The following is a 22,223-nucleotide window of genomic DNA, read 5'->3' as shown; positions in this document are numbered from 1 at the left end:
GTCTCGAGCGGGTCGTTCCGCGCCGCCCCTGAAACCACCCCGAGGATGACGATGCACCACGGCACCCCTCTCACGGGTACACCGCGCCGAGCGCGGCGCGCAGCGTTCGCCGGGATCGTGGCGGCGACCATCGCGCTCACCGCGGCGTGCACGCCCGACGGAGAGAAGTCCGCCCCGGCGGAGGTCAAGCCGCAGCAGGGCGGAACGCTCAACCTCATCCTCCGGGCCCAGCCCGACTTCCTCGACCCGACCCAGGTGTACCTGACCACCGCCATGAACATCAGCCGGTTGATCGACCGGACCCTGATCACGTTCAAGGACGCGTCCGGCGCCGAGGGCTCGGAGATCGTGCCCGACCTGGCCACCGACCTCGGCCGGCCCAGCGAGGGCGGAAAGGTCTGGGAGTTCACCCTGAAGAAGGGTGTCACCTGGGAGGACGGCTCGCCGATCACGTGCGCGCACGTGAAGTACGGCATCGAGCGCCGGTTCGCCCGGGAGTACACGAACGGGCCGACGTACGCGCAGCAGTACCTGGCGGGGACCGAGAACTACAAGGGTCCCTACGTCAACAAGAACAACAACGGCGCCGGCCTGTCCTCGATCCAGTGCCTCAACGAGAGCACGGTCAAGTTCCAGCTGAAGATGGCCGTCGGCGACTTCCCGTACTCGCTGACGATGCCCGTCTGGGGTCCGGTGCCGCCGGAGCAGGACACGAAGCTCAACTACACGAACCGGCCGTTCGCCAGCGGGCCCTACAAGATCGCCCAGCCGTTCGACGGCAAGGGCGGTCCCATGCTGCTGGAGCGCAACCCGCACTGGAACCCGAGCACGGACGGCGTCCGCAAGGCGTACCCGGACAAGATCAATCTGATCATCCGGGAGAACCAGGACGAAGAGGTCACCGACGAGCTGATCAAGGATCAGGGCGACGCGAAGACCTCGATCGCGCTCCAGACGGATGCGACCCCCAACTTCGTCCAGCAGATCGTCAACGACGCCGAGATCTCGAAGCGGGCCATGACCGGGGCGATCTCGGGTACCGCGTACCTGGGCATCAACACGACCAGGGTCACCGACCTCAAGTGCCGGCAGGCCCTCGTCCTCGCGTTCAACAAGCGGCGGTTCCGGGGCATGCTCGGCGGCTCGATCTTCGGGGACTACGCGACGACGATGATCCCGCCGGACATCAAGGCGCACAAGAAGTTCGACGTGTTCGGGGTGGACGCCTCCGAGGAGGGCGCGCCCGAGAAGGCGCGGGCCCTGATGGAGCAGGCGGCCAAGGACGGCAAGCCGTGCGCCAAGACCCTCACCGCGAACTTCCAGGACACCAAGCGCTGGCAGCGGGCCATGGCGACCGTGGTCGAGGCGTTCGCGCTGATCGACATCACGGTCAAGCTGGAGCCGTTCCCGGCCCGCAACTACTACACGCTGGCCGGTACCCCCGCCAAGCAGGGCGACCTGACCTTCGGCACCTGGCTGCCGGACTTCCCGAGCGCGTCCAGCGTGATCCAGCCGAACTTCGACGGCCGGACCATCCCCAAGGACCGCAACACCTCGGGCAACTACAACTTCGCCCAGCTCAACGACCCGGACATCAACAAGCGGATCGACGCCGCGATGGCCGAGTCGAACCTCGACAAGCAGCAGGCGCTGTGGGGCGAACTCGACGAGGAGATCCAGAAGAAGGCGCCGATCATCCCGGTGATCCACCCCAAGATCCTCCGGATGTACGGCAGCAAGGTGCACAATGCCTTCATCCACCCGGCCTTCGGTGAAGCGGACATCTCGGCTCTGTGGGTGGGCTAGTAGGCGGTGGGCTCGCCGGCTATCCTTGGATCGGTTTTGTTGGACTCGAGAGGACTTCCCCCCAGATGGCTTACGTATTCGCAGGTGTGCTGATCGTCACCAGCATCATTTTGACGCTGCTCATCCTGCTGCACCGCGGCAAGGGCGGCGGTCTGTCGACCATGTTCGGCGGCGGTGCGGCGAGCACCCTCACCGGTTCGTCGGTGGCGGAGAAGAACCTCGACCGGTACACGGTCCTGGCCGGCCTCCTGTGGCTCGCCTCGATCGTCGGCCTCGGGCTGCTCATCAAGGCCAGTTCGGGCTCCTGACCGCGACGAAGCCCTCGTCGACCCACAACGGCCGTCCGGACATCTCACATCGGTCGTCTGGACATATATCCATAACCGCCTTGGTTGTTTAGACTCATGCGCGCGGTCCGATTACGGACCGCGCGCACGTGTATTCGCTATGTCGTACCCCCCGACGACAGGAGCAGCCGTGGCGAGCGGAAGCGCCATCAGAGGCACCAGGGTCGGCTCAGGGCCGATGAGCCTGGCGGAGCGTGGCCAACCGGCCCCGCGCCACCGGGTCCACTACTGGTGCGCCAACGGACACGAGACCGAGGCGGCCTTCTCCGCCGAGGTCCTGGAGCCCGAGACGTGGGACTGCCCCCGTTGTGGGCTCCCCGCCGGACAGGACCGGGAGCACCCGCCGGACCGACAGCGGACGGAGCCGTACAAGACGCACCTGGCGTACGTGAAGGAGCGACGCAGTGACGCCGAGGGCGAGCTCATCCTCGCCGAGGCGTTGGCACGTTTGAGGCAGCGGAGAGCTGGCTGACGTACGACGGAACCGGCCCACCCCGCATGCGGGGTGGGCCGGCTCCGTGTCCCATGGCTACCGCAGGACGCTGCGGTAGCTCGGTTCCAGGCGGGACGCCGCCGCCGCGTCCAGCAGCCACAGGGTGCGGTTGACGCCGTGTACGCCGGCCGCCGGGATCTGGACCGGCCCCGCGCCGTGCAGCGCCATGCCGACCGCGTCCGCCTTGCCCTCGCCGGCCGCGATCAGCCACACCTCCTCCGCCGTGTTCACGGCCGACGGGGTGAGCGTGACCCGGACCGGCGGCGGCTTCGGGGCACCGCGCACGGCGGTCACGGTCCGCCGGTCGTGGGTGGCCGGCGCCTCGGGGAACACCGAGGCGATGTGGCCGTCCTCGCCGACGCCCAGCAGGAGCACATCGAAGTGCGGCAGCTCCTGGGGATGGCCGGTCTTCGCGAGCAGGTCGGCGTACCGGGCGGCGCCCGCCTCCGGGTCCTCCCCGTCCGGCCCGTCGGTCGCCGGCATCGGGTGCACCCGGGCCGGGTCCAGCGGCACGGCGTCCAGCAGGGCGGCGCGCGCCTGGGTCTCGTTGCGCTCGGGGTCCCCGGCGGGCAGGAACCGTTCGTCGCCCCACCACACGTCCACCCGGGACCAGTCGATCGCGTCCCGGGCCGGGCTGTCGCGGACGGCCGCGTACACGGCGGCGGCGACCCGGCCGCCGGTGAGGACCACCGAGGCCACCCCGCGCGCGGCCTGGGCGTCGATCAGCCGGGTGATCAGCCGGGCCGCCACGGCCTGGGCGAGCACCTCGGGGTCGGAGTGCACGACAACGCTGCCTGTCACAGGTCGCTCCTAGCGGTTGACGCGGGACCCGAACCGCCGCCCGGGGTTCGGCGGTGAACCGGGCGGGCGGCGGGACGTACCCGATAAAAGGGTTTAGACGGGTTCTTCCTCGGGTTCCGACAGCGCCGGGTCGTGCCAGATGTGCACCCGGGTCGGGGAGCGTTCGCTCAGTCCCCGGGTGCCGGTGGCCGCCTCCAGCGCCGCCGCGTACGGCTGGTCCGCGTCGATCCGGCGCAGCTCCTCCGCGAGTTCCTCGCCCAGCGGCCGGGCCATCAGCGGCAGCGTCCGGTCCGGGTAGCCGGTCCGGCGCAGCAGAGCCGTGGTGCCGTGCCGTTCGAGGGCCAGCGTGTCGCCGTTGGCCAGGGTGACCGCCACCGACGCCAGCTCGGAGGCCGGCGTGAGGGTGGGTGTCACCCCGAGCCGGGCCTTCAGCCAGCCCGCCAGCAGGGTCGCGCTCGGGTCGCCGGTCGGCGCGCCGATCACGATGCTGGCCGCCGGGGCGGACGTGGCCTCGAACGCCCCCGCGACCAGGGTGCGCCACGGGGTGAGCCGGGTCCACGCCAGGTCCGTGTCGCCCGGCGCGTAGTCGTCGGCCCGCTGCCGGACCGCGACCGTCGGGTCGGCCGACTGGTAGGCGTCGCTGATCCGGCGGTCCGCCACCACCCCGAGGGGGTCGTAGGCGATGCCCTCCGGCGGCTCGCAGTGCCACCACGTGACCACCGGGACGTCCGGGGCCAGCAGCGGCATGGCCACCGACTCGGCGTGCAGGGCCAGCCGGCCGTGCATCCGCATCACGATCGCCTCGCACGGCCCCAGCCGGCCGCCGACCACGATCTCCGCGTCGAGCCGCGAGTTGGGGTTCAGCACGTCGCGGCGGACGATGATCAGCAGCCGGCACGGGTGCTGCTGCGCGGCGATGGTGGCCGCCGCCTCGGCCTCGCGGACGTGCTTCTCGTCCACGACCGCGATCAGGGTCAACGCGAGACCGCTGGTCAGGCCGCCCGCGCTGCGCCGCTCGGCCGCCAACGCCTTGACGACGTCGATGCCGGTGGTATCCCACAGAGCGATCACGCGGGCCTCCCTTCGGTCGGCGCCACGAGATCGCGGCGGCAGAGCTTTCTGGTCGCTCGCTGGCGCTCGCTCATGCCCATGTCCCCCTGAGCCTCGTCATGCCCGCCTCCGCGACCGGCTCCGCGCCGGCTCCCACGACCGCCGGCACGCCCGTCTTCACGGCCGTCTCCGTGCCGGCACCCGCGGCCGGCGTCATGCCCGTCTCCACTGCCGGCCGGTGCGGGCCAGCATCTCGTCGGCGGCGCGCGGACCCCACTCGCCGGCCCGGTACGGGTGCGGCTTCGTGCCCGCCCAGAACTCCTCCAGCGGGTCGATCACCCGCCAGGACGCCTCCACCTCGGCCGCGTCCGGGAACAGCGTCTTGTCGCCGATCAGCACGTCGAGGACCAGGCGCTCGTAGGCCTCCGGGCTCGATTCCGTGAACGCCTCGCCGTACTGGAAGTCCATCGCGATGTCGCGCAGCTCCATGGCCGTCCCCGGCACCTTGGAACCGAACTTGAGCATCAGCCCCTCGTCGGGCTGCACCCGGATCACCAGCTGGTTGTTGCCGAGCATCTCCACGTCCGCCGCGTCGAACGGCAGGTGCGGGGCCTTCTTGAACAGCACGGCGATCTCGGTGACCCGCCGGGGCATCCGCTTCCCGGTACGCAGGTGGAACGGCACGCCCGCCCAGCGCCGGTTCTTGATGTTGAGCTGCACCGCCGCGTACGTCTCCGTGGTGGAGTCCGCCGGGACGTTCTCCTCCTGGTGGTACCCCTCGGCGCGCTGCCCGGCCACCCAGCCCTGCACGTACTGGCCCCGGATCGCGTAGGAGTCCAGGTCCTCGGGCAGGGTGATGGCGCGCAGCACCTTGAGCTTCTCGGTGCGGATCTCCTCCGAGTCGAAACTCGTCGGCTCCTCCATCGCGGTCAGCGCCAGGAGCTGGAGCAGGTGGTTCTGGAGCACGTCGCGGGCCGCGCCGGCCGTGTCGTAGAACCCGGCCCGGGAGCCGATCCCGACGTCCTCGGCCATGGTGATCTGCACCGAGTCGACGTAGTGCGAGTTCCACACCGGCTCGAACAGCGAGTTGGCGAACCGCAGCGCCAGGATGTTCTGGACCGTCTCCTTGCCGAGGTAGTGGTCGATCCGGAACACGTCGTGCCCGGTGAACACGTCGTCGACGAGGTCGTTGAGCGACTTGGCGGACTCCAGGTCGTTGCCGAACGGCTTCTCGACCACGACCCGGCGCCAGCCGCCGGACACCTTGTTGTCCGCCATCCCGGTGCGTTCGAGCTGCTTGAGCACCATGGGGAACGCCGGCGGCGGGATCGACAGGTAGAAGGCCGCGTTGCCGGGGATGCCGTGCGTGGCGCGCAGCTCGTCCAGCGTGGCCGACAGGTGGTCGAACGCCTCGTCGTCGTCGAAGGAGCCGCCCACGAACTTGATGTTGCCGACCAGCCGGGACCACACCTCGTCCCGCCACGGGGTCCGGGCGTGCTGCTGGGCGGCCTTGCGGGCCAGTTCCTCGAAGTCGCCGTCGCCCCAGTCGCGGCGGGCGAAGCCGAGCACGACGAAGCCCGGGGGCAGCAGGCCGCGGTTGGCCAGGTCGTACACGGCCGGGATGAGTTTCTTGCGGGACAGGTCGCCGGTCACGCCGAAGATCACCAGAACGCAGGGTTCCGGGATCCTCGGCAGCCGCCGGTCCTGCGGGTCGCGGAGCGGGTTGGTCCCCGCCTGCTCGTCGGTCACCGCAGCGCCGCCAGCAGCTGCGCGAGGCCGGCCGCGCGGTCGGTCAGGTGCACCCGCAGGACCGGGCGATCCCGCTGGGCGAGCGCCTCGCGGTCCCCGGCGGCCTGCGCGGCCTGGAGCGCCCCGAAGGTGTACTCCTTGCCGCCGACCGCCAGGTCCTCGGCCACCACGCCCGTGAGCTGCAAGAACACACCCTTTTCAGGACCGCCCTTGTGGTACTGGCCGGTGGAGTGCAGGAATCTCGGCCCCCACCCGAAGGTGACCGGCCGCCCGGTGCGCTCGGCGATCAGGGCGCGCAGCTGCTCGGCGTCGGCGTCGGCGTGCCGGTCGAGGTACGCGAGCACGGCGACGTAGTTGTCCGGGCCGACGCCCGCGAGGAAGCTGTCCAGGTCCCCGTACACCTCGAGGGCCCCGTCGACGGACGACGGCGTCTCGGCCGGCAGCCCCGAGGCCAACAGACGGTTCGTGTTGTCCTTGCTCTCCTGCACGTTCGGCTGGTCGAACGGGTTGATCCCGAGCAGCCGGCCCGCGAGCGCGGTGGCGAACTCCCAGGCGAGGAAGTGCGCGCCCAGCCCGCCGGACACGCTCAGCTCGGGGGCTTCGAGCCCGCCGCTCAGGAACGCGTCGCTGTCCATCGCGCCGCCGACCGTGCAGCGCAGCACATCCGGGCCGCCCGCGACCGGCGCGGACGGGTCCTCCAGCACCACCGGCAGGATGCCGACGCCGGCCTTGCCCGTGGACTCCGCGACCAGCTGCTCGATCCAGTCGCCGAGCCCGACGATGCCGCTGCCGTCGTCGGCGATGGCCAGCTTGTCCCGGCCGGCGAGCGCCGAGGCGCCCAGGATCGCGCCCAGGGCCGTCGCCGGGCCCTCCGGGTCGGCCAGCGTCGCGTGCAGCGCCGAGGCCTCCGCCAGGAGCTCCGAGACGTCCACGCCGGCCAGCGCCGAGGGCACCAGGCCGAAGGCGGTCAGCGCCGAGTACCGGCCGCCGACGGTCGGGTCCGCGAGGAAGACCTCCCGGGCCACGCCCGTCACGGCGGCTTCGAGCGGCGAACCCGGGTCGGTGACGACGATCAGCTGGCGCGCGGGGTCCAGGCCCGCGTCCAGGTACGCCCGGCGGTGGCTGTCGGTCTCCACCGTGCCGCCGGACTTGCTCGACACGACCAGCACCGTGCGGTCCAGCCGGTCGGACACCGCCGCGCGGACCTGGCCCGCGTCGGTGGTGTCCAGGACGGTCAGCTCGACGCCCAGGGTCCGGCAGATGACCTCCGGGGCGAGCGAGGAGCCGCCCATCCCGGCGAGCACCACGTGGTCGAGACCCTCGGACAGCAGCTCGGCCCGCAGCTTCGCGAGCCGCGCGACCAGGTCCCGGGACGTGTCGAGGACCTTCAGCCAGCCGAGGCGGACAGTCGCCTCGGGCTCGGCCTCCGGACCCCACAGGGTGGCGTCGCCGGCGGCGAGCAGCGCCGGCACATCCTCGGCGGCGAGCGTGGCCCGCACGCCCTCCGCGTCGACGGAACTGCGGACGGTCAGCCCGCCGCCGGCGATCAACGCGCGGCCTTGAGCTGGGTCTCGACGTTGGTGAGGAGTTCGTTCCAGCTGGTCTCGAACTTCACCACCCCGTCGCGTTCGAGATGGTCGACCACGTCGTCGTAGTCCACGCCCGCGGCGGCCACGTCGGCCATCACCCGCCGGGCGTCGTCGTAGTGGGCGGTGATCGTGTCCGGCTGCGTCACGCCGTGGTCGGCGAACGCCTCCATGGTCCCCTGGGGCATGGTGTTGACGGTACCGGGGGCGATCAGGTCGGCCACGTACAGCACGTCCGAGTACGCCGGGTTCTTCACGCCCGTCGACGCCCACAGGGGCCGCTGCGGACGGGCGCCCGCGTCGGCGAGCGCCTGCCACCGGGCGGAGGAGAAGACCTGCTCGTAGGCCTCGTACGCCAGCCGCGCGTTCGCGACCGCCGCCTTGCCCGCCAGCGGGTGGCCGTCGCCGAGGCGCTTGTCGATCTCGGTGTCCACCCGGGACACGAAGAACGAGGCGACCGAGGCGATCCTGGACACGTCGTGCCCGTTGGCCCGGGCCTGCTCCAGGCCGGCCAGGAACGCGTCCATCACGCCCTTGTACCGGTCCAGGCTGAAGATCAGCGTCACGTTCACCGAGATGCCCTCGGCGAGCGTGGCCGTGATCGCCGGCAGCCCCGCGAGCGTCGCCGGGATCTTGATGAACAGGTTCTCCCGGTCCACCAGCCACCACAGGCCCTTGGCCTCGGCGACCGTCTCGGCGGTCTTGTCGGCCAGCCGCGGGTCGACCTCGATCGACACCCGGCCGTCGAGCCCGTGGCTCGTGTCGTACGCCGGCCGCATCACGTCGCACGCCCAGCGCACGTCGTAGGTGGTCAGCATGCGGGTGGCCTCCTCGACGGAGAGCCCCCGGGTGGCCAGGTCCTTCACCTGCTCCGCGTACGCGGAGCCCTCGGAGAGCGCCTTGGCGAAGATGGTCGGGTTGCTGGTGACGCCGCTGACGTGGTCCTCACGGCGCAGCTTGTCCAGGCTGCCGGACGCGAGCCGCTCCCGGGAGAGGTCGTCCAGCCACACGGCGACGCCGGCCGCGGTCAGTTCGGCGAGTCTGTCGGTCATGGTCTCCTCCTTCAGTTTCCGGTCGTGGAGCCCTGGACGAGACCGGCGCGCGACAGGGAAGCCCGCGCCTTGGCCACGACGTTGTCCACGGTGAAGCCGAACTGCTCGAACAGGATCTGGTAGGGCGCGCTGGCCCCGAAGTGCTCGATGCTGACGGACTCGCCCGCGTCGCCGACGAGGTGCCGCCACGGCATGGCGATCCCGGCCTCGACGCTGACCCGGGCCTTGACCCCGGGCGGGAGCACGTGGTTGCGGTACTCCACCGGCTGGGCGTCGAACCACTCCTGGCACGGCATGGACACCACCCGGACGTTGAGGCCCTCCTCGACGAGCTTGGCGCGCGCGCCGACGGCGAGCTGCACCTCCGAGCCGGTCGCCATGAGGATCACGTCGGGCAGGCCGTCGGAGTCCTCCAGCACGTACCCGCCCTTGTCGGCGTCGGCGGCGGCCGCCGGGTCCAGGGTCGGCACGTTCTGCCGGGTCAGGGCCAGCGCGGTCGGCCGGTCGGTGTGCTCCAGGGCCTTGCGCCACGCGACGGCGGTCTCGTTGGCGTCGGCGGGGCGGACCACGTCGAGGCCCGGGATGGCCCGCAGCGCGGCGAGGTGCTCGATCGGCTGGTGGGTCGGGCCGTCCTCGCCGAGGCCGATGGAGTCGTGGGTCCACACGTAGACCGTGGGCAGCTTCATCAACGCGGCGAGCCGGACGGCCGGGCGCATGTAGTCGCTGAACACGAGGAACGTGCCGCCGTACGGCCGGGTGCCGCCGTGCAGCGCGATGCCGTTGAGGATGGAGCCCATGGCGTGCTCGCGGATGCCGAAGTGCAGCGTCCGCCCGTACTCGTTGCCGGGGTAGTCCTTCGTCGCGAACTCGGCCGGCACGAACGACAGCTCGCCGTCCATCGTCGTGTTGTTGCTGCCCGCGAGGTCGGCCGAGCCGCCCCACAGCTCGGGCAGCTCGGCGGCGAGCGCGTTGAGCACCTTGCCGGAGGCGACTCGGGTGGCCATCCCCTTCGGGTCGGCCGGGAACGTCGGGAGCTTGTCCGTCCAGCCGGCCGGCAGCTCCTTGGCCGCGAGCCGCTCGAACAGCGCGTGCCGCTCCGGGTTCGCCGCCGCCCAGGCGTCGAACGTCTTCTGCCACGCGGCCCGGTCCGCCTTCGCCCGGACGTTGACCTCGCGGGCGTGGGCCAGGACGTCGTCGGCGACGACGAACGACTCCGCCGGGTCGAACCCGAGCAGCGTCTTCGTCGCGGCGGCCTCCTCGGCGCCGAGGGCCGAGCCGTGCGCCGCGTAGGTGTTCTGCTTCTTCGGGGCGGGCCAGCCGATGATCGTCCGCAGCGCGATGAACGACGGCTTGTCGGTGGTCGAGCGCGCGGCCTCCAGGGCGGCGAACAGGGCCGCCACGTCCTCCTGGTACTCGCCGGTCCTCAGCCAGTCGACCCGCTGCACGTGCCAGCCGTACGCCTCGTAGCGCTGGCAGACGTCCTCGGAGAACGCGATGTGGGTGTCGCCCTCGATCGAGATCTCGTTGTCGTCCCAGACCACGCACAGGTTGCCGAGCTTCTGGTGGCCGGCGAGCGAGCTGGCCTCGGAGGTCACGCCCTCCTCCAGGTCGCCGTCGGAGGCGAACACCCAGATGTCGTGGTCGAACGGGCTCGTGCCCGCGGCGGCGTCCGGGTCGAACAGGCCGCGCTCGCGCCGGGCGGCCATGGCCATCCCGACCGCGTTGGCCAGACCCTGGCCGAGCGGGCCCGTGGTCGTCTCGACGCCCGCGGTGTGCCCGTGCTCCGGGTGGCCCGGGGTGAGCGAGCCCCACTGGCGCAGGTGCTCCAGGTCGTCGAGCGTCAGCCCGTAACCGGACAGGTAGAGCTGAATGTACAGCGTCAGCGACGAGTGGCCGCAGGACAGGACGAACCGGTCCCGGCCCGCCCACGCCGGATCGGCCGGGTCGTGTCGCAACACCCTGTTGAACAGCAGGAACGCCGCGGGGGCCAGGCTCATCGCTGTGCCCGGATGCCCGTTGCCCGCCCGCTCCACCGCGTCAATTGCCAGCACCCTCGCCGTGTCGACAGCACGACGATCGAGGTCGGACCAGTCCAGAGTCACGATTCTTCTAGCCCCTCATATCCGAGAACGTCTTCGTTGACCCTACCTATCCGGGTCGGGGGTCGAACGCTGAACCACCCGCGTACCCCGCGCTGCCGCTGCCCAGGTCACGGGCATACCCTGTTCTACGTTTTGTAGACAGACTCGGAGGGTGGCCATTCACCGGTGAGTACCGTCGCCGACAGCCCCGGGGAGGCCGTGGCCCGCCTGCCGCACGCGGCGGCCGGGACCCCCGACGTCCAGGACAGCGCCGCGCGGGTGGGCCTCTTCCGGGCGTACGTCTCCCTGACCAAGCCACGCATCGTCGAACTGCTGCTCGTCACCACCGTGCCGGCGATGCTGCTGGCCGAGCGTGGCGTGCCGTCCCTGTGGCTGATCCTGGCCACCGTGGTCGGCGGCACGCTCGCCGCGGCCAGCGCCAACGTCCTGAACTGCTGGTACGACCGCGACATCGATCCGCTGATGCGCCGTACGCGGTCCCGGCCGCTCGTCACCGGGCGGATCTCGCCGCGCGGGGCGCTCACCTTCGGCCTGACCCTGGGCACGGTGGCTGTCGCGCTGATGGCGCTCACGACGAACCTGCTGGCCACGGCCCTGACGTTCGCCGCGATCATCTACTACGCGGTGATCTACACGATGTGGCTCAAGCGCACGACCCCGCACAACACCGTGCTCGGCGGGGCGTGCGGCGCGGCGCCGGTGCTGATCGGCTGGGCCGCCGTGACCGGCACCCTGTCGCTGAGCGCGTGGCTGCTGTTCGCCGTGATGTTCTTCTGGCAGCCGCCGCACTTCTGGGCGCTGGCGATGAAGTTCAAGGACGACTACGCCGCGGCGAGCATCCCGATGCTCCCCGTGGTCGCCTCGGCGCGGCGGGTCGCGTTGGAGAGCGTGGTCTACACCGTGCTCACCGTCGCCGCCTCGCTCGCGCTGTGGCCGGTGGCGAACCTCAGCTGGGTGTACGGGGTCCCGGCGGTCGTCGCGGGCGCCATCTTCACCCGGGAGGCCGTCCGGTTCTACCTCCAGACCCGGGCCGGCGGGGAGTTGAAGACGATGCGGCTCTTCCACTGGTCGCTCACCTACGTGACGGTCCTGTTCGTCGCCGTCGCGGTTGACGCATTGTTGACAGGCTGATCAGTCCGTTTCGGATATGTCTAGATTTAGCAGCCTCGATAAGAGTAAGCATCGTCACACTCTTGGTCCGATGTTAAGCGGGGGTAAGCCAGACGTGCCTACTGTGGTGGCATGGCTGACGCATCGACTGCCCCCGCAACGGAGCCGGACAGTACCGGCTCGCTCGAGATCCCGAGCGGACTCGTGGCGGACATCGAAGAGTTCAAGGAAGCCCATGACGGCGCCAGCGCCGTGATCGAGTACGTGGGACGTAAGGGCGCCCGCATCGTGCTCGTCGGCGAAGACGGCTCCTGGGGCGACCAGTTCGCGCCAGCGACGGACGTGGCCCGCGAGGCCTGCTCCCAGGCCGGTGTCTCGATCCTCTCCTCGTGGGAGCGCGAGATCAGCGACCGGATGCGCGGCGGCTCGAAGCTGCTGCGGGCCATGAAGCGCAGCGTCTTCGCCCGTTAGCCCCGCCAGCCCACAGACTTTCCGAACGGACCGCACGACCGCGCCGCCGGGGTGACCACCCCGGCGGCTGACTTTTGCCCGCTCCCGGGCCGGACCCGCCCGCCTTCCGGGCCCGCTCCCGGGCCGGACCCGCCCGCACGCCACCCGGCCCGCTCCCCGGACGGTCCGCCGACCCGGGGCCACGGAGCCGCCGGTGTGGTGTGATGGCGCCATGAAGGTCATCTCCCTCGCCACCTGCTCCGCCATGCCGGACCTCGACGAGGAGGAGCCGCTCGTCCTCGGGCCGCTCGCCGAGCTCGGTGTCCGCGCCGTCCCCGCCGTCTGGGACGACCCGGCGGTCGACTGGTCGGCCTTCGACCTCACCGTCCTGCGCACCACCTGGGACTACGCGCCCCGGCGCGAGGAGTTCCTCGCCTGGACGCGCGCCGTCCCGCGCCTGCTGAACCCGGCGGCCACGGTCGAGGCGAACACCGACAAGCGGTACCTGGCCGCGCTGGACGTCCCCGTCGTCCCGACCGTGTTCCTGGCCCCGGGCGAGGCCTTCACGGCCCCCGGCGGCGAGTACGTTCTCAAGCCCACCGTGAGCGCGGGCAGCCTCGACACCGGCCGCTACGGCCCCGCCGACGACGCCCTCGCCGCCGCGCACGTCGCCCGCCTGCACGCCGCCGGCCGCACGGTGATGCTCCAGCCGTACCTAACCGCCGTGGACGACGCGGGGGAGACCGCGCTGCTCTACTTCAACGGGGAGTACAGCCACGCGATCCGCAAGGGGCCCATGCTCACCGGCCCCGACCTCGGCACCGAGGGCCTGTTCAAGGGCGAGAACATCACTCCACGGGTACCGTCGGGCGCCGAGCGGGCCCTCGGCGACGCCCTGGTGGCCTCCCTGGACGCCCCGCTGTACGCCAGGGTCGACCTGATCCCCGGCCCCGACGGTTCGCCGCTCCTGGTCGAACTGGAGCTGGTGGAGCCGTCGCTGTTCCTCGGCCACGACCCGGGCGCCCCGGCCCGCTTCGCCCGCGCCATCGCCGCCCGCCTCTGAGCACCCCCGGCGGGCGCGGAACCCGCCCCGCGCCCGGGCGTACCCGTCTCGTCAGGGTGGTGGTCGCGTCGAGGTCACAGACCGTGACATATTGACAGGGGTCAGCGGTCCGTCTACACAAGACCGATGAGACGCACCGTGATCACGCTCGCCCTGCTCGGCCTCCTCGCCGGCTGCACCGGCACCCCGAAGCCGGGGGCCACGCCGACCCAGTCACCCAAGGCGGGCCGGGACGCGGCGCTGCCCGGCTTCGCGTTCGCCGGCTGCGTGAAGTCCGAGGAGGGCCGGGAGCTGGGGGTTCCCGGGCTGACCGGCGCGATCATGGGCAAGGGGGACCGGGCCGTGGTGTTCTCCAACACCGCCGACGGCAACGGCTGCGACTGGGTCGAGTACGCCCGCGAGCTCGTCGCCCAGGGCTACCAGGTGGCCGTCTGGACGTACGGCGCCGCCGGCGGCCAGCCCGAACGCAGCGCCGAGCTGAAGTCGGTCGTGGAGAAGGTCCGGGCCGGCGGCGCGAAGAAGGTCGCCCTGGTCGGCGGCTCCCGGGGCGGCTGCCTGTCGGTGATCGGCGCGGCGGAGATCCAGCCGGCGGTGGCCGGGGTCGGCGTCCTGAGCTGCGCGAAGGTCTACAACCGCGACCAGCCGACCGACCTCGCGCCGTGGACGGCCAAGCTGACCGCCCCGACGCTGTACGTGCTCGGCGACCAGGACCCGTACCTGAAGGCGGCCGAGGCGGAGGCGGACCTCGCGGCGGCCCCGGCGACGGACAAGAAGCTGCTGGTCCTGCCCGGCAACGGCGCGCACGGCGACGGGCTGCTCAACGTGCCGGAGGCCCGCAAGCCGCTGACCGACTTCCTGAACCGGGTGACGGCCTAGTCGACGGCGGGGATCGCGGCGCCCGGGGTGCGCAGGTCGTGCCACACGGCGAGCGTCGCGATCCAGACGGCGCAGGCCCCGGCCATGTGCGCGCCGACCAGGACGACCGGCAGGTGGGTGAAGTACTGCACGAACCCGATGACGCCCTGGGCCAGTTCGACCACGAGCAGAACGCCGACCGCGCGACCGGGGGCCCCGGTCGCCTTCAGGGCCAGCCACAACGCGAGGGTCAGGCCGAGCAGCAGGAACACGGCATCGGTGTGCAGCTGCGCCATGGCCTCGGGGTCGAAACCGGTCCGGGCGGCCTTGGCGTCTCCGGCGTGCGGGCCGCTGCCCGTCACCACGGTGCCCAGGACCAGCACGGCCGCGCTCGTCACGCACAGCGCCCAGACCAGGCCCCGCAGCGGCCCGGCCACGATCCACGCCGCGACCCGCTCGGGGTGCCGGGTCCGGAACCACAGGGCGAACGCGGGCACGATCGCCACGATCGACAGCAGGAAGTGGCTGGCCACCACCCACGGGTTGAGCGTCGTGTGCACGGTGAGACCGCCGAGCAGGCCCTGGGCGCCGACCCCGGCGACGACGAGGGTGGCCGGCACGGTCAGCGCGCGGCGCTTGTGCAGCAGGGCGAGGACCAGGGCGGCGATGGCCAGCGGTCCGACGACGCCGATCAGGGTCCGGTTGCCGAACTCGATCAGCCCGTGCACCCCCAGTTCCCTCGTCGGGGTGTACGACCCGTCCGTACACTGCGGCCAGGTGTCGCAGCCCAGCCCCGACCCGGTGAGCCGTACGGCCCCGCCGGTCACGACGATCAGGGCGTTGGCGATGAGCGAGGCGAGGGCGACCCGCGTGAGTAGTACTGGGCTCCGGAACACCGACACAGCGTAGAAGTTCCGCCCGGCGACCCCGAGAGGGGGGCCGCCGGGCACCCGAACCGCTACCCCCGTGGCAGTGGTGCGGGCTGGACCGACTCGAGCAGCTGGAGCAGTTTGTGGGCCCGGACGGCGCAGATCAGCAGTCCGACCTCCATGCCGATGAAGAGCAGCGGAAATATCTGCGGCCAGGCGTTCGCGGCGGCGGAGGCGAGGTGGTCCCTGGAGCCGCGCACCCTGACGAAGATCAGCCAGCCGGTCCCGCCCAGGAGTCCGAGCAGGTAGAACGCGACGTCGGCGATCACGAACACGCTGAGCTGCCGGGCGCGCCGGGTCCAGCGCGGCGAGCCCTCCCGGATCCGGTTGCTGGCGAACAGCAGGACCCCGGTGAGGACGAGCCCGAGCACGGCCTGGATCCCGAACTGGACCAGGTGCACGACCGCGTCGTTGAACGGCGCGACGATCCCGATGCTGGCCACCCCGAGCAGAGGCGAACTGAAGCTGAGCGACGCGCAGGACTCCATCACCCGGAAGATGACCCCGAGCAGCGCGGTCAGCCGGAGCGCGTCGGCGGCGGTGACCTCGAGCGGGGTGAAGGGGAGCTGCATGCTGGGCCTCCGGTAAGGTTGAACGCGTTCAACTCGGCCCGACCGTACCAGATAAATTTGAACGTGTTCAAGGGTGTCCGGCGTCACTGGCCGCCGGGTTTGCCCTCCACCCCGGAAATAAGTAACACTGGTGTTGTGAAAAAGACGGCGGCGGAGCTCAGCGCACCGCCCGCCCCTGCCGGGGGTGTGGTGGGCGTGGACGTCCGCACCCGTGACCGGGTCGCACAGCTCCTGCTCGAACACGGCGCCGCCACGGCCGCCGAGCTCGGCGAGACCCTGGGCCTGAGCCCGGCCGCGATCCGCCGGCACCTCGACGCCATGCACGCCGACGGCCTGATCGAGTGCCGCGACCGGCCCAGCCGGGTCCAGCGCGGCCGGGGCCGCCCCGCCAAGGCCTTCGAGCTCACCGACGCCGGCCGCGCCGCCGGTGGGCCGCACACCTACGACGACCTGGCCCGCGACGCGCTGCGGTGGATCGCCCAGCACGGCGGCACCGAGGCCGTCAACGCCTTCCTCGCCGAGCAGGTCTCGGGTCTGGAGACCCGGGCCCGCGCGGCGATGGCCCACGCGGGTGACGCGCCTCTCGCCCGGGCCGAGGCCCTCGCCGGGGCACTGTCGGCCGAGGGATACGCTGCCGGCGCGACCGCGATCGCCTCCGGCGGGCAGCTGTGCCAGCACCACTGCCCGGTGGCGCACGTCGCCGCCGAGTTCCCGCAGCTCTGCGAAGCAGAGACCCAGGTGATCAGCCGGCTCGTCGGGACACACGTCCAACGACTGGCGACCATCGCCAACGGCGACGGGGTGTGCACCACGTACATCCCGGACCCGCGCAACAGCGCCAGCTACACCGCTAGGACCACCGAGAGCGTGAGGACATACTCATGACCGCAGAGACCGTCGTCGTCAGTCAAGAGGAGCACCTCGCTGCCCTCGGACGCTATGAGTACGGCTGGGCCGACAAGGACACCGCCGGCGCCAACTCGCGCCGTGGTCTCAACGAGGACGTGGTCCGCAACATCTCGGAGCTCAAGAGCGAGCCCCAGTGGATGCTCGACCTGCGCCTGAAGGGCCTGCGCCTGTTCGACCGCAAGCCGATGCCGGCCTGGGGCGCGGACCTCAGCGGCATCGACTTCGACAACATCAAGTACTTCGTCCGGTCCACCGAGCGGCAGGCCGCCAGCTGGGAGGACCTGCCCGAGGACATCAAGAACACCTACGACCGCCTGGGCATCCCGGAGGCCGAGAAGCAGCGCCTCGTCGCCGGCGTCGCCGCGCAGTACGAGTCGGAGGTCGTCTACCACTCGATCCGCGAGGACCTCGAGAAGCAGGGCGTGCTCTTCCTGGACACCGACACGGCCCTCAAGGACCAGCCGGAACTGTTCAAGGAGTACTTCGGCACGGTGATCCCGGTCGGCGACAACAAGTTCGCCGCGCTGAACACCGCCACCTGGTCCGGCGGCTCGTTCATCTACGTCCCCAAGGGCGTGCACGTCGACATCCCGCTCCAGGCGTACTTCCGGATCAACACCGAGAACATGGGCCAGTTCGAGCGGACCCTGATCATCGTCGACGAGGACGCGTACGTGCACTACGTCGAGGGCTGTACCGCCCCGATCTACTCGTCGGACTCCCTGCACTCCGCCGTCGTCGAGATCATCGTGAAGAAGGGCGGCCGCTGCCGCTACACGACGATCCAGAACTGGTCGACCAACGTCTACAACCTGGTCACCAAGCGCGCCGTGTGCCACGAGGGCGCGACGATGGAATGGGTCGACGGCAACCTCGGCTCCAAGGTCACGATGAAGTACCCGGCCGTGTACATGGTCGGCGAGCGCGCGCACGGCGAGGTGCTCTCCGTCGCGATGGCCGGCGAGGGCATGCACCAGGACGCGGGCGCCAAGATGGTGCACGCCGCGCCGTACACCTCCTCGACGATCATCTCCAAGTCGATCGCCCGGGGCGGCGGCCGCACGTCCTACCGCGGCCTGGTCCAGGTCATGGACGGCGCGCACCACTCGAAGAGCACCGTCAAGTGCGACGCGCTCCTCGTGGACACCATCTCCCGCTCGGACACCTACCCCTACGTCGACGTCCGCGAGGACGACGTCCAGATGGGGCACGAGGCCACCGTCTCGAAGATCAGCGACGACCAGCTCTTCTACCTGATGAGCCGTGGGCTGACCGAGGACGAGGCCATGGCGACCATCGTGCGCGGCTTCATCGAGCCGATCGCGAAGGAACTCCCGATGGAGTACGCCCTCGAGTTGAACCGTTTGATCGAGCTCCAGATGGAAGGCGCTGTCGGTTAATGCTCTCCGAAACCATCGTCCCGCCGAAGACCCGCGCGCAGGAGCTTCGCTCGTACGACCCCGCTGACTTCCCGGCCCTCACCGGCCGGGAGGAGGAGTGGCGGTTCACCCCGCTCAAGCGCCTCCTCGGCCTCGCCGACGGGGACGCCGCGGTGGCCGCCGCCGGTCCGCGGCACGAGTACGGCCAGAACCTGCCCGGGGTCACCGTCGGAGTCCTCGCCAAGGGTGACCCGCGGTTCGGCGCGACGCTCGTCCCGTTCGACCGGCCCAGCGCCGTGGCGTACGCGGGTGCGGACAAGGCCCTGCTCGTCGAGATCGGCCGCGAGGCGGTCCCGGCGGAACCCGTCACCGTGCGGATCGTCGGCGGCGGCGTCGACGGGGTCGCCTACGGGCACACCGTGATCGACGTCGGCCCGCTCGCCGAGGTGTCCGTGATCCTGGAGCAGTCCGGCCCGGCCGTGCTCGGCGACAACGTCGAGGTGCTCGTCGCCGACAGTGCCCGGCTCACGCTGGTCACCGTCGCCGACTGGGACACCGGCTCGGTGCAGGCCCAGCACGTCAAGTTCCGGCTCGGCCGCGACTCCAAGGTCACGCACGTCCAGGTGACGCTCGGCGGGGACCTGGTCCGGCAGTACACCTCCGCGGAGTACACCGGGCGGGGTGGCGACTTCGAGAGCTTCGGCCTCTACTTCGCCGACGCCGGCCAGCACCAGGAGCACCGGCTCCTCGTGGACCACACCGTGCCCGACTGCCGCAGCCACGTGACCTACCGGGGCGCGCTGCAGGGCGAGGGCGCGCACACCGTCTGGGTCGGCGACGTGCTGATCCGCGCGGAGGCCACCGGCACCGACACGTACGAGATCAACCGGAACCTGATCCTCACCGACGGCGCGCGCGCCGACTCGATCCCGAACCTGGAGATCGAGACGGGCGAGGTCGCCGGGGCCGGGCACGCGAGCGCCACCGGCCGGTTCGACGACGAGCACCTGTTCTACCTGATGAGCCGGGGCATCACCGAGGAGGAGGCCCGCCGGCTGGTCGTCCGGGGCTTCTTCGCCGAGCTGCTGGCGAAGATCCCCGCCGAGGACCTGCGCGAGCGGCTCAGCGCGGTGATCGACACCCGGCTCACGGCGGTGGGCGAATGACCCGGATCTGCTCCGTGGAGGACGTGCCCAAGGGCTCCGTCCTGCGGGCGGACATCGACGGCCTGGCCGTCGCGGTCGTGCACGCCGAGGACGACAACTTCTACGCCATCCGTGACGAGTGCTCGCACGCCGCGATCGCCCTGTCGGAGGGCGAGGTCGACGGCTGCACGATCGAGTGCTGGCTGCACGGGTCGCGGTTCGACCTGCGGACGGGCGAGCCGTCCGGCCTGCCGGCCACCGAGCCGGTTCCTGTTTACCCCGTCGAGGTGCGTGACGGCGAGATTCACATTGGAGTGGTAAGCGCATGAGCGTGTTGGAGATCAAGGACCTGCAGGTCGCGGTCAAGCTGGCCGAGGGTGAGCTGAAGCCGATCCTGTCCGGGGTGAACCTGACCATCCGGGCGGGCGAGACCCACGCGATCATGGGGCCGAACGGCTCGGGCAAGTCGACGCTCGCGTACTCGATCGCCGGGCACCCGAAGTACCAGATCACCGGCGGCACGGTCACCCTCGACGGCGCCGACGTCCTCGAGATGACCGTGGACGAGCGGGCCCGCGCCGGCCTGTTCCTGGCCATGCAGTACCCGGTGGAGGTGCCCGGCGTCAGCGTCGCGAACTTCCTCCGCACCGCCAAGACCGCCATCGACGGCGAGGCCCCGAAGCTGCGCACCTGGGCCAAGGAGCTCAAGGACGCGATGGCGGCCGTGCAGATGGACCCGGCGTTCGCCCAGCGCAACGTCAACGAGGGCTTCTCCGGCGGCGAGAAGAAGCGGCACGAGATCGTGCAGCTCGAACTGCTCCGGCCGAAGATGGCCATCCTCGACGAGACCGACTCGGGCCTGGACATCGACGCCCTGCGCGTCGTGTCCGAGGGCATCAACCGGGTCAAGGAGCGGGGCGAGACCGGCCTGCTGCTGATCACGCACTACACCCGGATCCTGCGGTACGTGAAGCCCGACTTCGTGCACGTCTTCGTCGGCGGCCGGATCGTCGAGCAGGGCGGGCCGGAGCTGGCCGAGCACCTCGAGGCCAAGGGTTACGAGCGGTTCCTCCCGACAGGAGTCTGAGATGACGTTGACCATCCCGGAGGGGATGCCGCAGTACGACGACGCGCCGCGGTTCGACGTGGCGAAGGTACGCGCCGACTTCCCGATCCTCAACCGGGTGGTCAACGGTAAGCCTCTCGTCTACCTGGACAGCGCCAACACCTCGCAGAAGCCGCAGCAGGTGATCGACGCCATCGCCGTGCACTACGCGTTCCACAACGCGAACGTGTCCCGGTCGGTGCACACCCTGGGCACCGAGGCCACGGACGCCTACGAGGGCGCCCGGGCCCGGATCGCGGCCTTCATCGGCGCGCCGTCGGCCGAGGAGCTGGTCTTCACGAAGAACTCCTCCGAGGCGATCAACCTGGTGGCGCATGCCTTCCGGGAACGCTCCGAGGACGACCGGTTCCGGATCGGCCCCGGCGACGAGATCCTGATCTCGGAGATGGAGCACCACTCCAACATCGTGCCGTGGCAGATGCTCGCGGAGCGGACCGGCGCGACCCTGCGTTGGTTCCCGATCACCGACCACGGCCGGCTCGACGTGTCCACCCTGGACGACCTGCTCACCGAGCGCACGAAGATCGTGTCGATCGTGCACATGTCCAACATCCTGGGCACGGTCAACCCGACGGCCGCGATCACGAGGCGGGCCCGCGAGGTCGGCGCGCTGGTCATGCTGGACGCGTCGCAGTCGGTGCCGCACCTGCCGATGGACGTGGTGGCCTACGACGTGGACTTCATCGCGTTCACCGGGCACAAGATGCTCGGCCCGACGGGGATCGGCTGCCTGTGGGGCCGCGGCGAACTGCTCAACGCGATGCCCCCGTTCCTCGGTGGCGGCTCGATGATCGAGACCGTGACGATGGAGAAGACCACGTACGCGGCGGCGCCCGCCCGGTTCGAGGCCGGCACCCCGCCGATCGCCGAGGCCGTCGGGCTGGGCGTGGCCGTGGACTACCTGACCGCGCTCGGCATGGACGCGGTGCAGTGGCACGAGAAGGAGATCACGGCGTACGCGCTCGACGCGCTCGCCACCGTCCCGGGTCTGCGGATCATCGGGCCGGAGATCCCGATCGGGCGCGGCGGGACCATCTCGTTCGCCCTCGACAAGATCCACCCCCACGACGTGGGTCAGGTCCTCGACTCCGAGGGCGTGCAGGTCAGGGTCGGGCACCACTGCGCCAAGCCGACGTGTGTCCGGTTCGGCGTACCGGCGATGACCCGTGCCTCGTTCTACGTGTACACGACGACCGAAGAGGTCGACGCGCTCGTGCGCGGGCTCGAGCAGGTCCGGAAGGTCTTCGGCTGATGCAGCTTGACCAGCTCTACCAGGAGATCATCCTGGATCACTACCGCCGCCCGAAGGGCAAGGGCCTCCGGGACCCGTTCGGCGCGGAGGTGCACCACGTCAACCCGACGTGCGGTGACGAGATCACCCTGCGCGTCTGGCTGGTCGGCGGGGTCGTCAAGGACATCTCCTACGACGGCCAGGGCTGTTCGATCAGCCAGGCCGCCGCGAGCGTGATGTACGAACTGCTCGCCGGCGCCAAGCTCGAGACCGCCCTGCAGCTCGGGGATACGTTCGTCGAGCTGATGGGCAGTCGCGGCAAGATGGAACCGGACGAGGAAATGCTGGGCGACGGAGTGGCCTTCGCCGGGGTGTCGAAGTATCCGGCCCGGGTCAAGTGCGCGTTGTTGCCCTGGATGGCGTTCAAGGACGCGGCCGCCCGTGCCGCTGCGGTAGGGGAGTAGAAGC

General features: G+C 70.9%; 22 protein-coding genes. 14 read left to right on the top strand and 8 right to left on the bottom strand.

Annotated features, from left to right (window positions below; genetic code table 11):
- The first annotated feature begins 117 nt into the window (after nt 1-117).
- From AB0M43_RS20750 to AB0M43_RS20740, 3 genes are all read left to right on the top strand, one after another.
- A complete protein-coding gene (locus AB0M43_RS20750; protein ID WP_363726954.1) occupies nt 118-1,806 on the top strand; it encodes an ABC transporter substrate-binding protein in 1,689 nt (562 codons plus the stop codon).
- 65 nt (nt 1,807-1,871) lie between these two features.
- Nucleotides 1,872-2,114, top strand: a complete 243-nt coding sequence (secG, locus tag AB0M43_RS20745; protein ID WP_363726952.1) for a preprotein translocase subunit SecG — start codon at nt 1,872-1,874, stop codon at nt 2,112-2,114.
- Between the two features lie 169 nt (nt 2,115-2,283).
- Complete coding sequence (locus AB0M43_RS20740; RefSeq protein ID WP_363726950.1) at nt 2,284-2,625, top strand: RNA polymerase-binding protein RbpA; 342 nt, start codon at nt 2,284-2,286, stop codon at nt 2,623-2,625.
- A 57-nt stretch (nt 2,626-2,682) separates the two neighbouring features.
- Here AB0M43_RS20740 and pgl read toward each other — a convergent pair whose 3' ends face one another.
- The 6 genes from pgl to tkt form a co-directional block, all read right to left on the bottom strand.
- On the bottom strand, nt 2,683-3,447 hold the full coding sequence (gene pgl, locus AB0M43_RS20735; RefSeq protein WP_363726948.1) for a 6-phosphogluconolactonase: 765 nt from the start codon (nt 3,445-3,447) through the stop codon (nt 2,683-2,685).
- A gap of 93 nt (nt 3,448-3,540) precedes the next feature.
- Complete coding sequence (locus AB0M43_RS20730; RefSeq protein ID WP_363726946.1) at nt 3,541-4,518, bottom strand: glucose-6-phosphate dehydrogenase assembly protein OpcA; 978 nt, start codon at nt 4,516-4,518, stop codon at nt 3,541-3,543.
- 192 nt (nt 4,519-4,710) lie between these two features.
- Nucleotides 4,711-6,246: a glucose-6-phosphate dehydrogenase gene (gene zwf / locus AB0M43_RS20725; protein ID WP_363726944.1), complete on the bottom strand. Its 1,536-nt coding sequence runs from the start codon at nt 6,244-6,246 to the stop codon at nt 4,711-4,713.
- Nucleotides 6,243-7,796, bottom strand: a complete 1,554-nt coding sequence (locus AB0M43_RS20720) for a glucose-6-phosphate isomerase (protein ID WP_363726942.1) — start codon at nt 7,794-7,796, stop codon at nt 6,243-6,245. The genes zwf and AB0M43_RS20720 overlap by 4 nt, the downstream gene beginning before the upstream one ends.
- Nucleotides 7,793-8,884 (bottom strand): transaldolase, encoded by a 1,092-nt coding sequence (gene tal, locus AB0M43_RS20715; RefSeq protein ID WP_363726941.1) that lies wholly within the window; start codon nt 8,882-8,884, stop codon nt 7,793-7,795. Before tal ends, AB0M43_RS20720 begins: the two co-directional genes overlap by 4 nt.
- Before the next feature lie 11 nt (nt 8,885-8,895).
- Nucleotides 8,896-10,986 (bottom strand): transketolase, encoded by a 2,091-nt coding sequence (gene tkt, locus AB0M43_RS20710; RefSeq protein ID WP_363726939.1) that lies wholly within the window; start codon nt 10,984-10,986, stop codon nt 8,896-8,898.
- Between the two features lie 258 nt (nt 10,987-11,244).
- Between tkt and AB0M43_RS20705 the strand changes: the two genes are divergently transcribed.
- The 4 genes from AB0M43_RS20705 (at nt 11,245) to AB0M43_RS20690 (ending at nt 14,485) form a co-directional block, all read left to right on the top strand.
- Entirely contained in the window at nt 11,245-12,117 is an 873-nt protein-coding gene (locus AB0M43_RS20705; protein ID WP_363727016.1) for a heme o synthase, read from the top strand.
- Between the two features lie 111 nt (nt 12,118-12,228).
- Entirely contained in the window at nt 12,229-12,567 is a 339-nt protein-coding gene (locus tag AB0M43_RS20700; protein WP_197007748.1) for a hypothetical protein, read from the top strand.
- 211 nt (nt 12,568-12,778) lie between these two features.
- On the top strand, nt 12,779-13,609 hold the full coding sequence (locus AB0M43_RS20695; RefSeq protein WP_363726937.1) for a hypothetical protein: 831 nt from the start codon (nt 12,779-12,781) through the stop codon (nt 13,607-13,609).
- 126 nt (nt 13,610-13,735) lie between these two features.
- A complete protein-coding gene (locus AB0M43_RS20690; protein ID WP_363726935.1) occupies nt 13,736-14,485 on the top strand; it encodes a hypothetical protein in 750 nt (249 codons plus the stop codon).
- On the opposite strand, the gene AB0M43_RS20685 is transcribed toward AB0M43_RS20690, so the two are convergent.
- A complete protein-coding gene (locus AB0M43_RS20685; RefSeq protein WP_363726933.1) occupies nt 14,482-15,360 on the bottom strand; it encodes a COX15/CtaA family protein in 879 nt (292 codons plus the stop codon). The genes AB0M43_RS20690 and AB0M43_RS20685 overlap by 4 nt on opposite strands.
- A 62-nt stretch (nt 15,361-15,422) precedes the next feature.
- Nucleotides 15,423-15,965 (bottom strand): hypothetical protein, encoded by a 543-nt coding sequence (locus AB0M43_RS20680; RefSeq protein ID WP_363726931.1) that lies wholly within the window; start codon nt 15,963-15,965, stop codon nt 15,423-15,425.
- A gap of 186 nt (nt 15,966-16,151) precedes the next feature.
- Between AB0M43_RS20680 and AB0M43_RS20675 the strand changes: the two genes are divergently transcribed.
- The 7 genes from AB0M43_RS20675 to sufU are packed head-to-tail and all read left to right on the top strand — an operon-like array spanning nt 16,152 to nt 22,219.
- Nucleotides 16,152-16,850, top strand: coding sequence for a metalloregulator ArsR/SmtB family transcription factor (locus AB0M43_RS20675; protein WP_363727014.1), 699 nt, complete (start codon nt 16,152-16,154; stop codon nt 16,848-16,850).
- Entirely contained in the window at nt 16,847-18,274 is a 1,428-nt protein-coding gene (gene sufB, locus AB0M43_RS20670) for a Fe-S cluster assembly protein SufB (RefSeq protein ID WP_363726930.1), read from the top strand. The genes AB0M43_RS20675 and sufB overlap by 4 nt, the downstream gene beginning before the upstream one ends.
- Nucleotides 18,274-19,419, top strand: a complete 1,146-nt coding sequence (sufD, locus tag AB0M43_RS20665) for a Fe-S cluster assembly protein SufD (protein ID WP_363726928.1) — start codon at nt 18,274-18,276, stop codon at nt 19,417-19,419. The genes sufB and sufD overlap by 1 nt, the downstream gene beginning before the upstream one ends.
- Nucleotides 19,416-19,727 (top strand): non-heme iron oxygenase ferredoxin subunit, encoded by a 312-nt coding sequence (locus AB0M43_RS20660; protein ID WP_363726926.1) that lies wholly within the window; start codon nt 19,416-19,418, stop codon nt 19,725-19,727. Before sufD ends, AB0M43_RS20660 begins: the two co-directional genes overlap by 4 nt.
- Nucleotides 19,724-20,485, top strand: a complete 762-nt coding sequence (gene sufC / locus AB0M43_RS20655) for a Fe-S cluster assembly ATPase SufC (protein ID WP_363726924.1) — start codon at nt 19,724-19,726, stop codon at nt 20,483-20,485. Before AB0M43_RS20660 ends, sufC begins: the two co-directional genes overlap by 4 nt.
- Before the next feature lies 1 nt (nt 20,486).
- Nucleotides 20,487-21,776 (top strand): cysteine desulfurase, encoded by a 1,290-nt coding sequence (locus tag AB0M43_RS20650; protein ID WP_363726922.1) that lies wholly within the window; start codon nt 20,487-20,489, stop codon nt 21,774-21,776.
- Entirely contained in the window at nt 21,776-22,219 is a 444-nt protein-coding gene (sufU, locus tag AB0M43_RS20645) for a Fe-S cluster assembly sulfur transfer protein SufU (protein ID WP_363726920.1), read from the top strand. The genes AB0M43_RS20650 and sufU overlap by 1 nt, the downstream gene beginning before the upstream one ends.
- The last annotated feature ends 4 nt before the right edge of the window (nt 22,220-22,223 follow it).

The sequence above is a fragment of the Longispora sp. NPDC051575 genome, assembly GCF_040681875.1.
Classification (GTDB): Bacteria; Actinomycetota; Actinomycetes; order Mycobacteriales; family Micromonosporaceae; genus Longispora.
The sequence above is the reverse complement of the archived record's forward strand: the minus strand, read 5'-3'. Positions and strand labels throughout refer to the sequence as shown.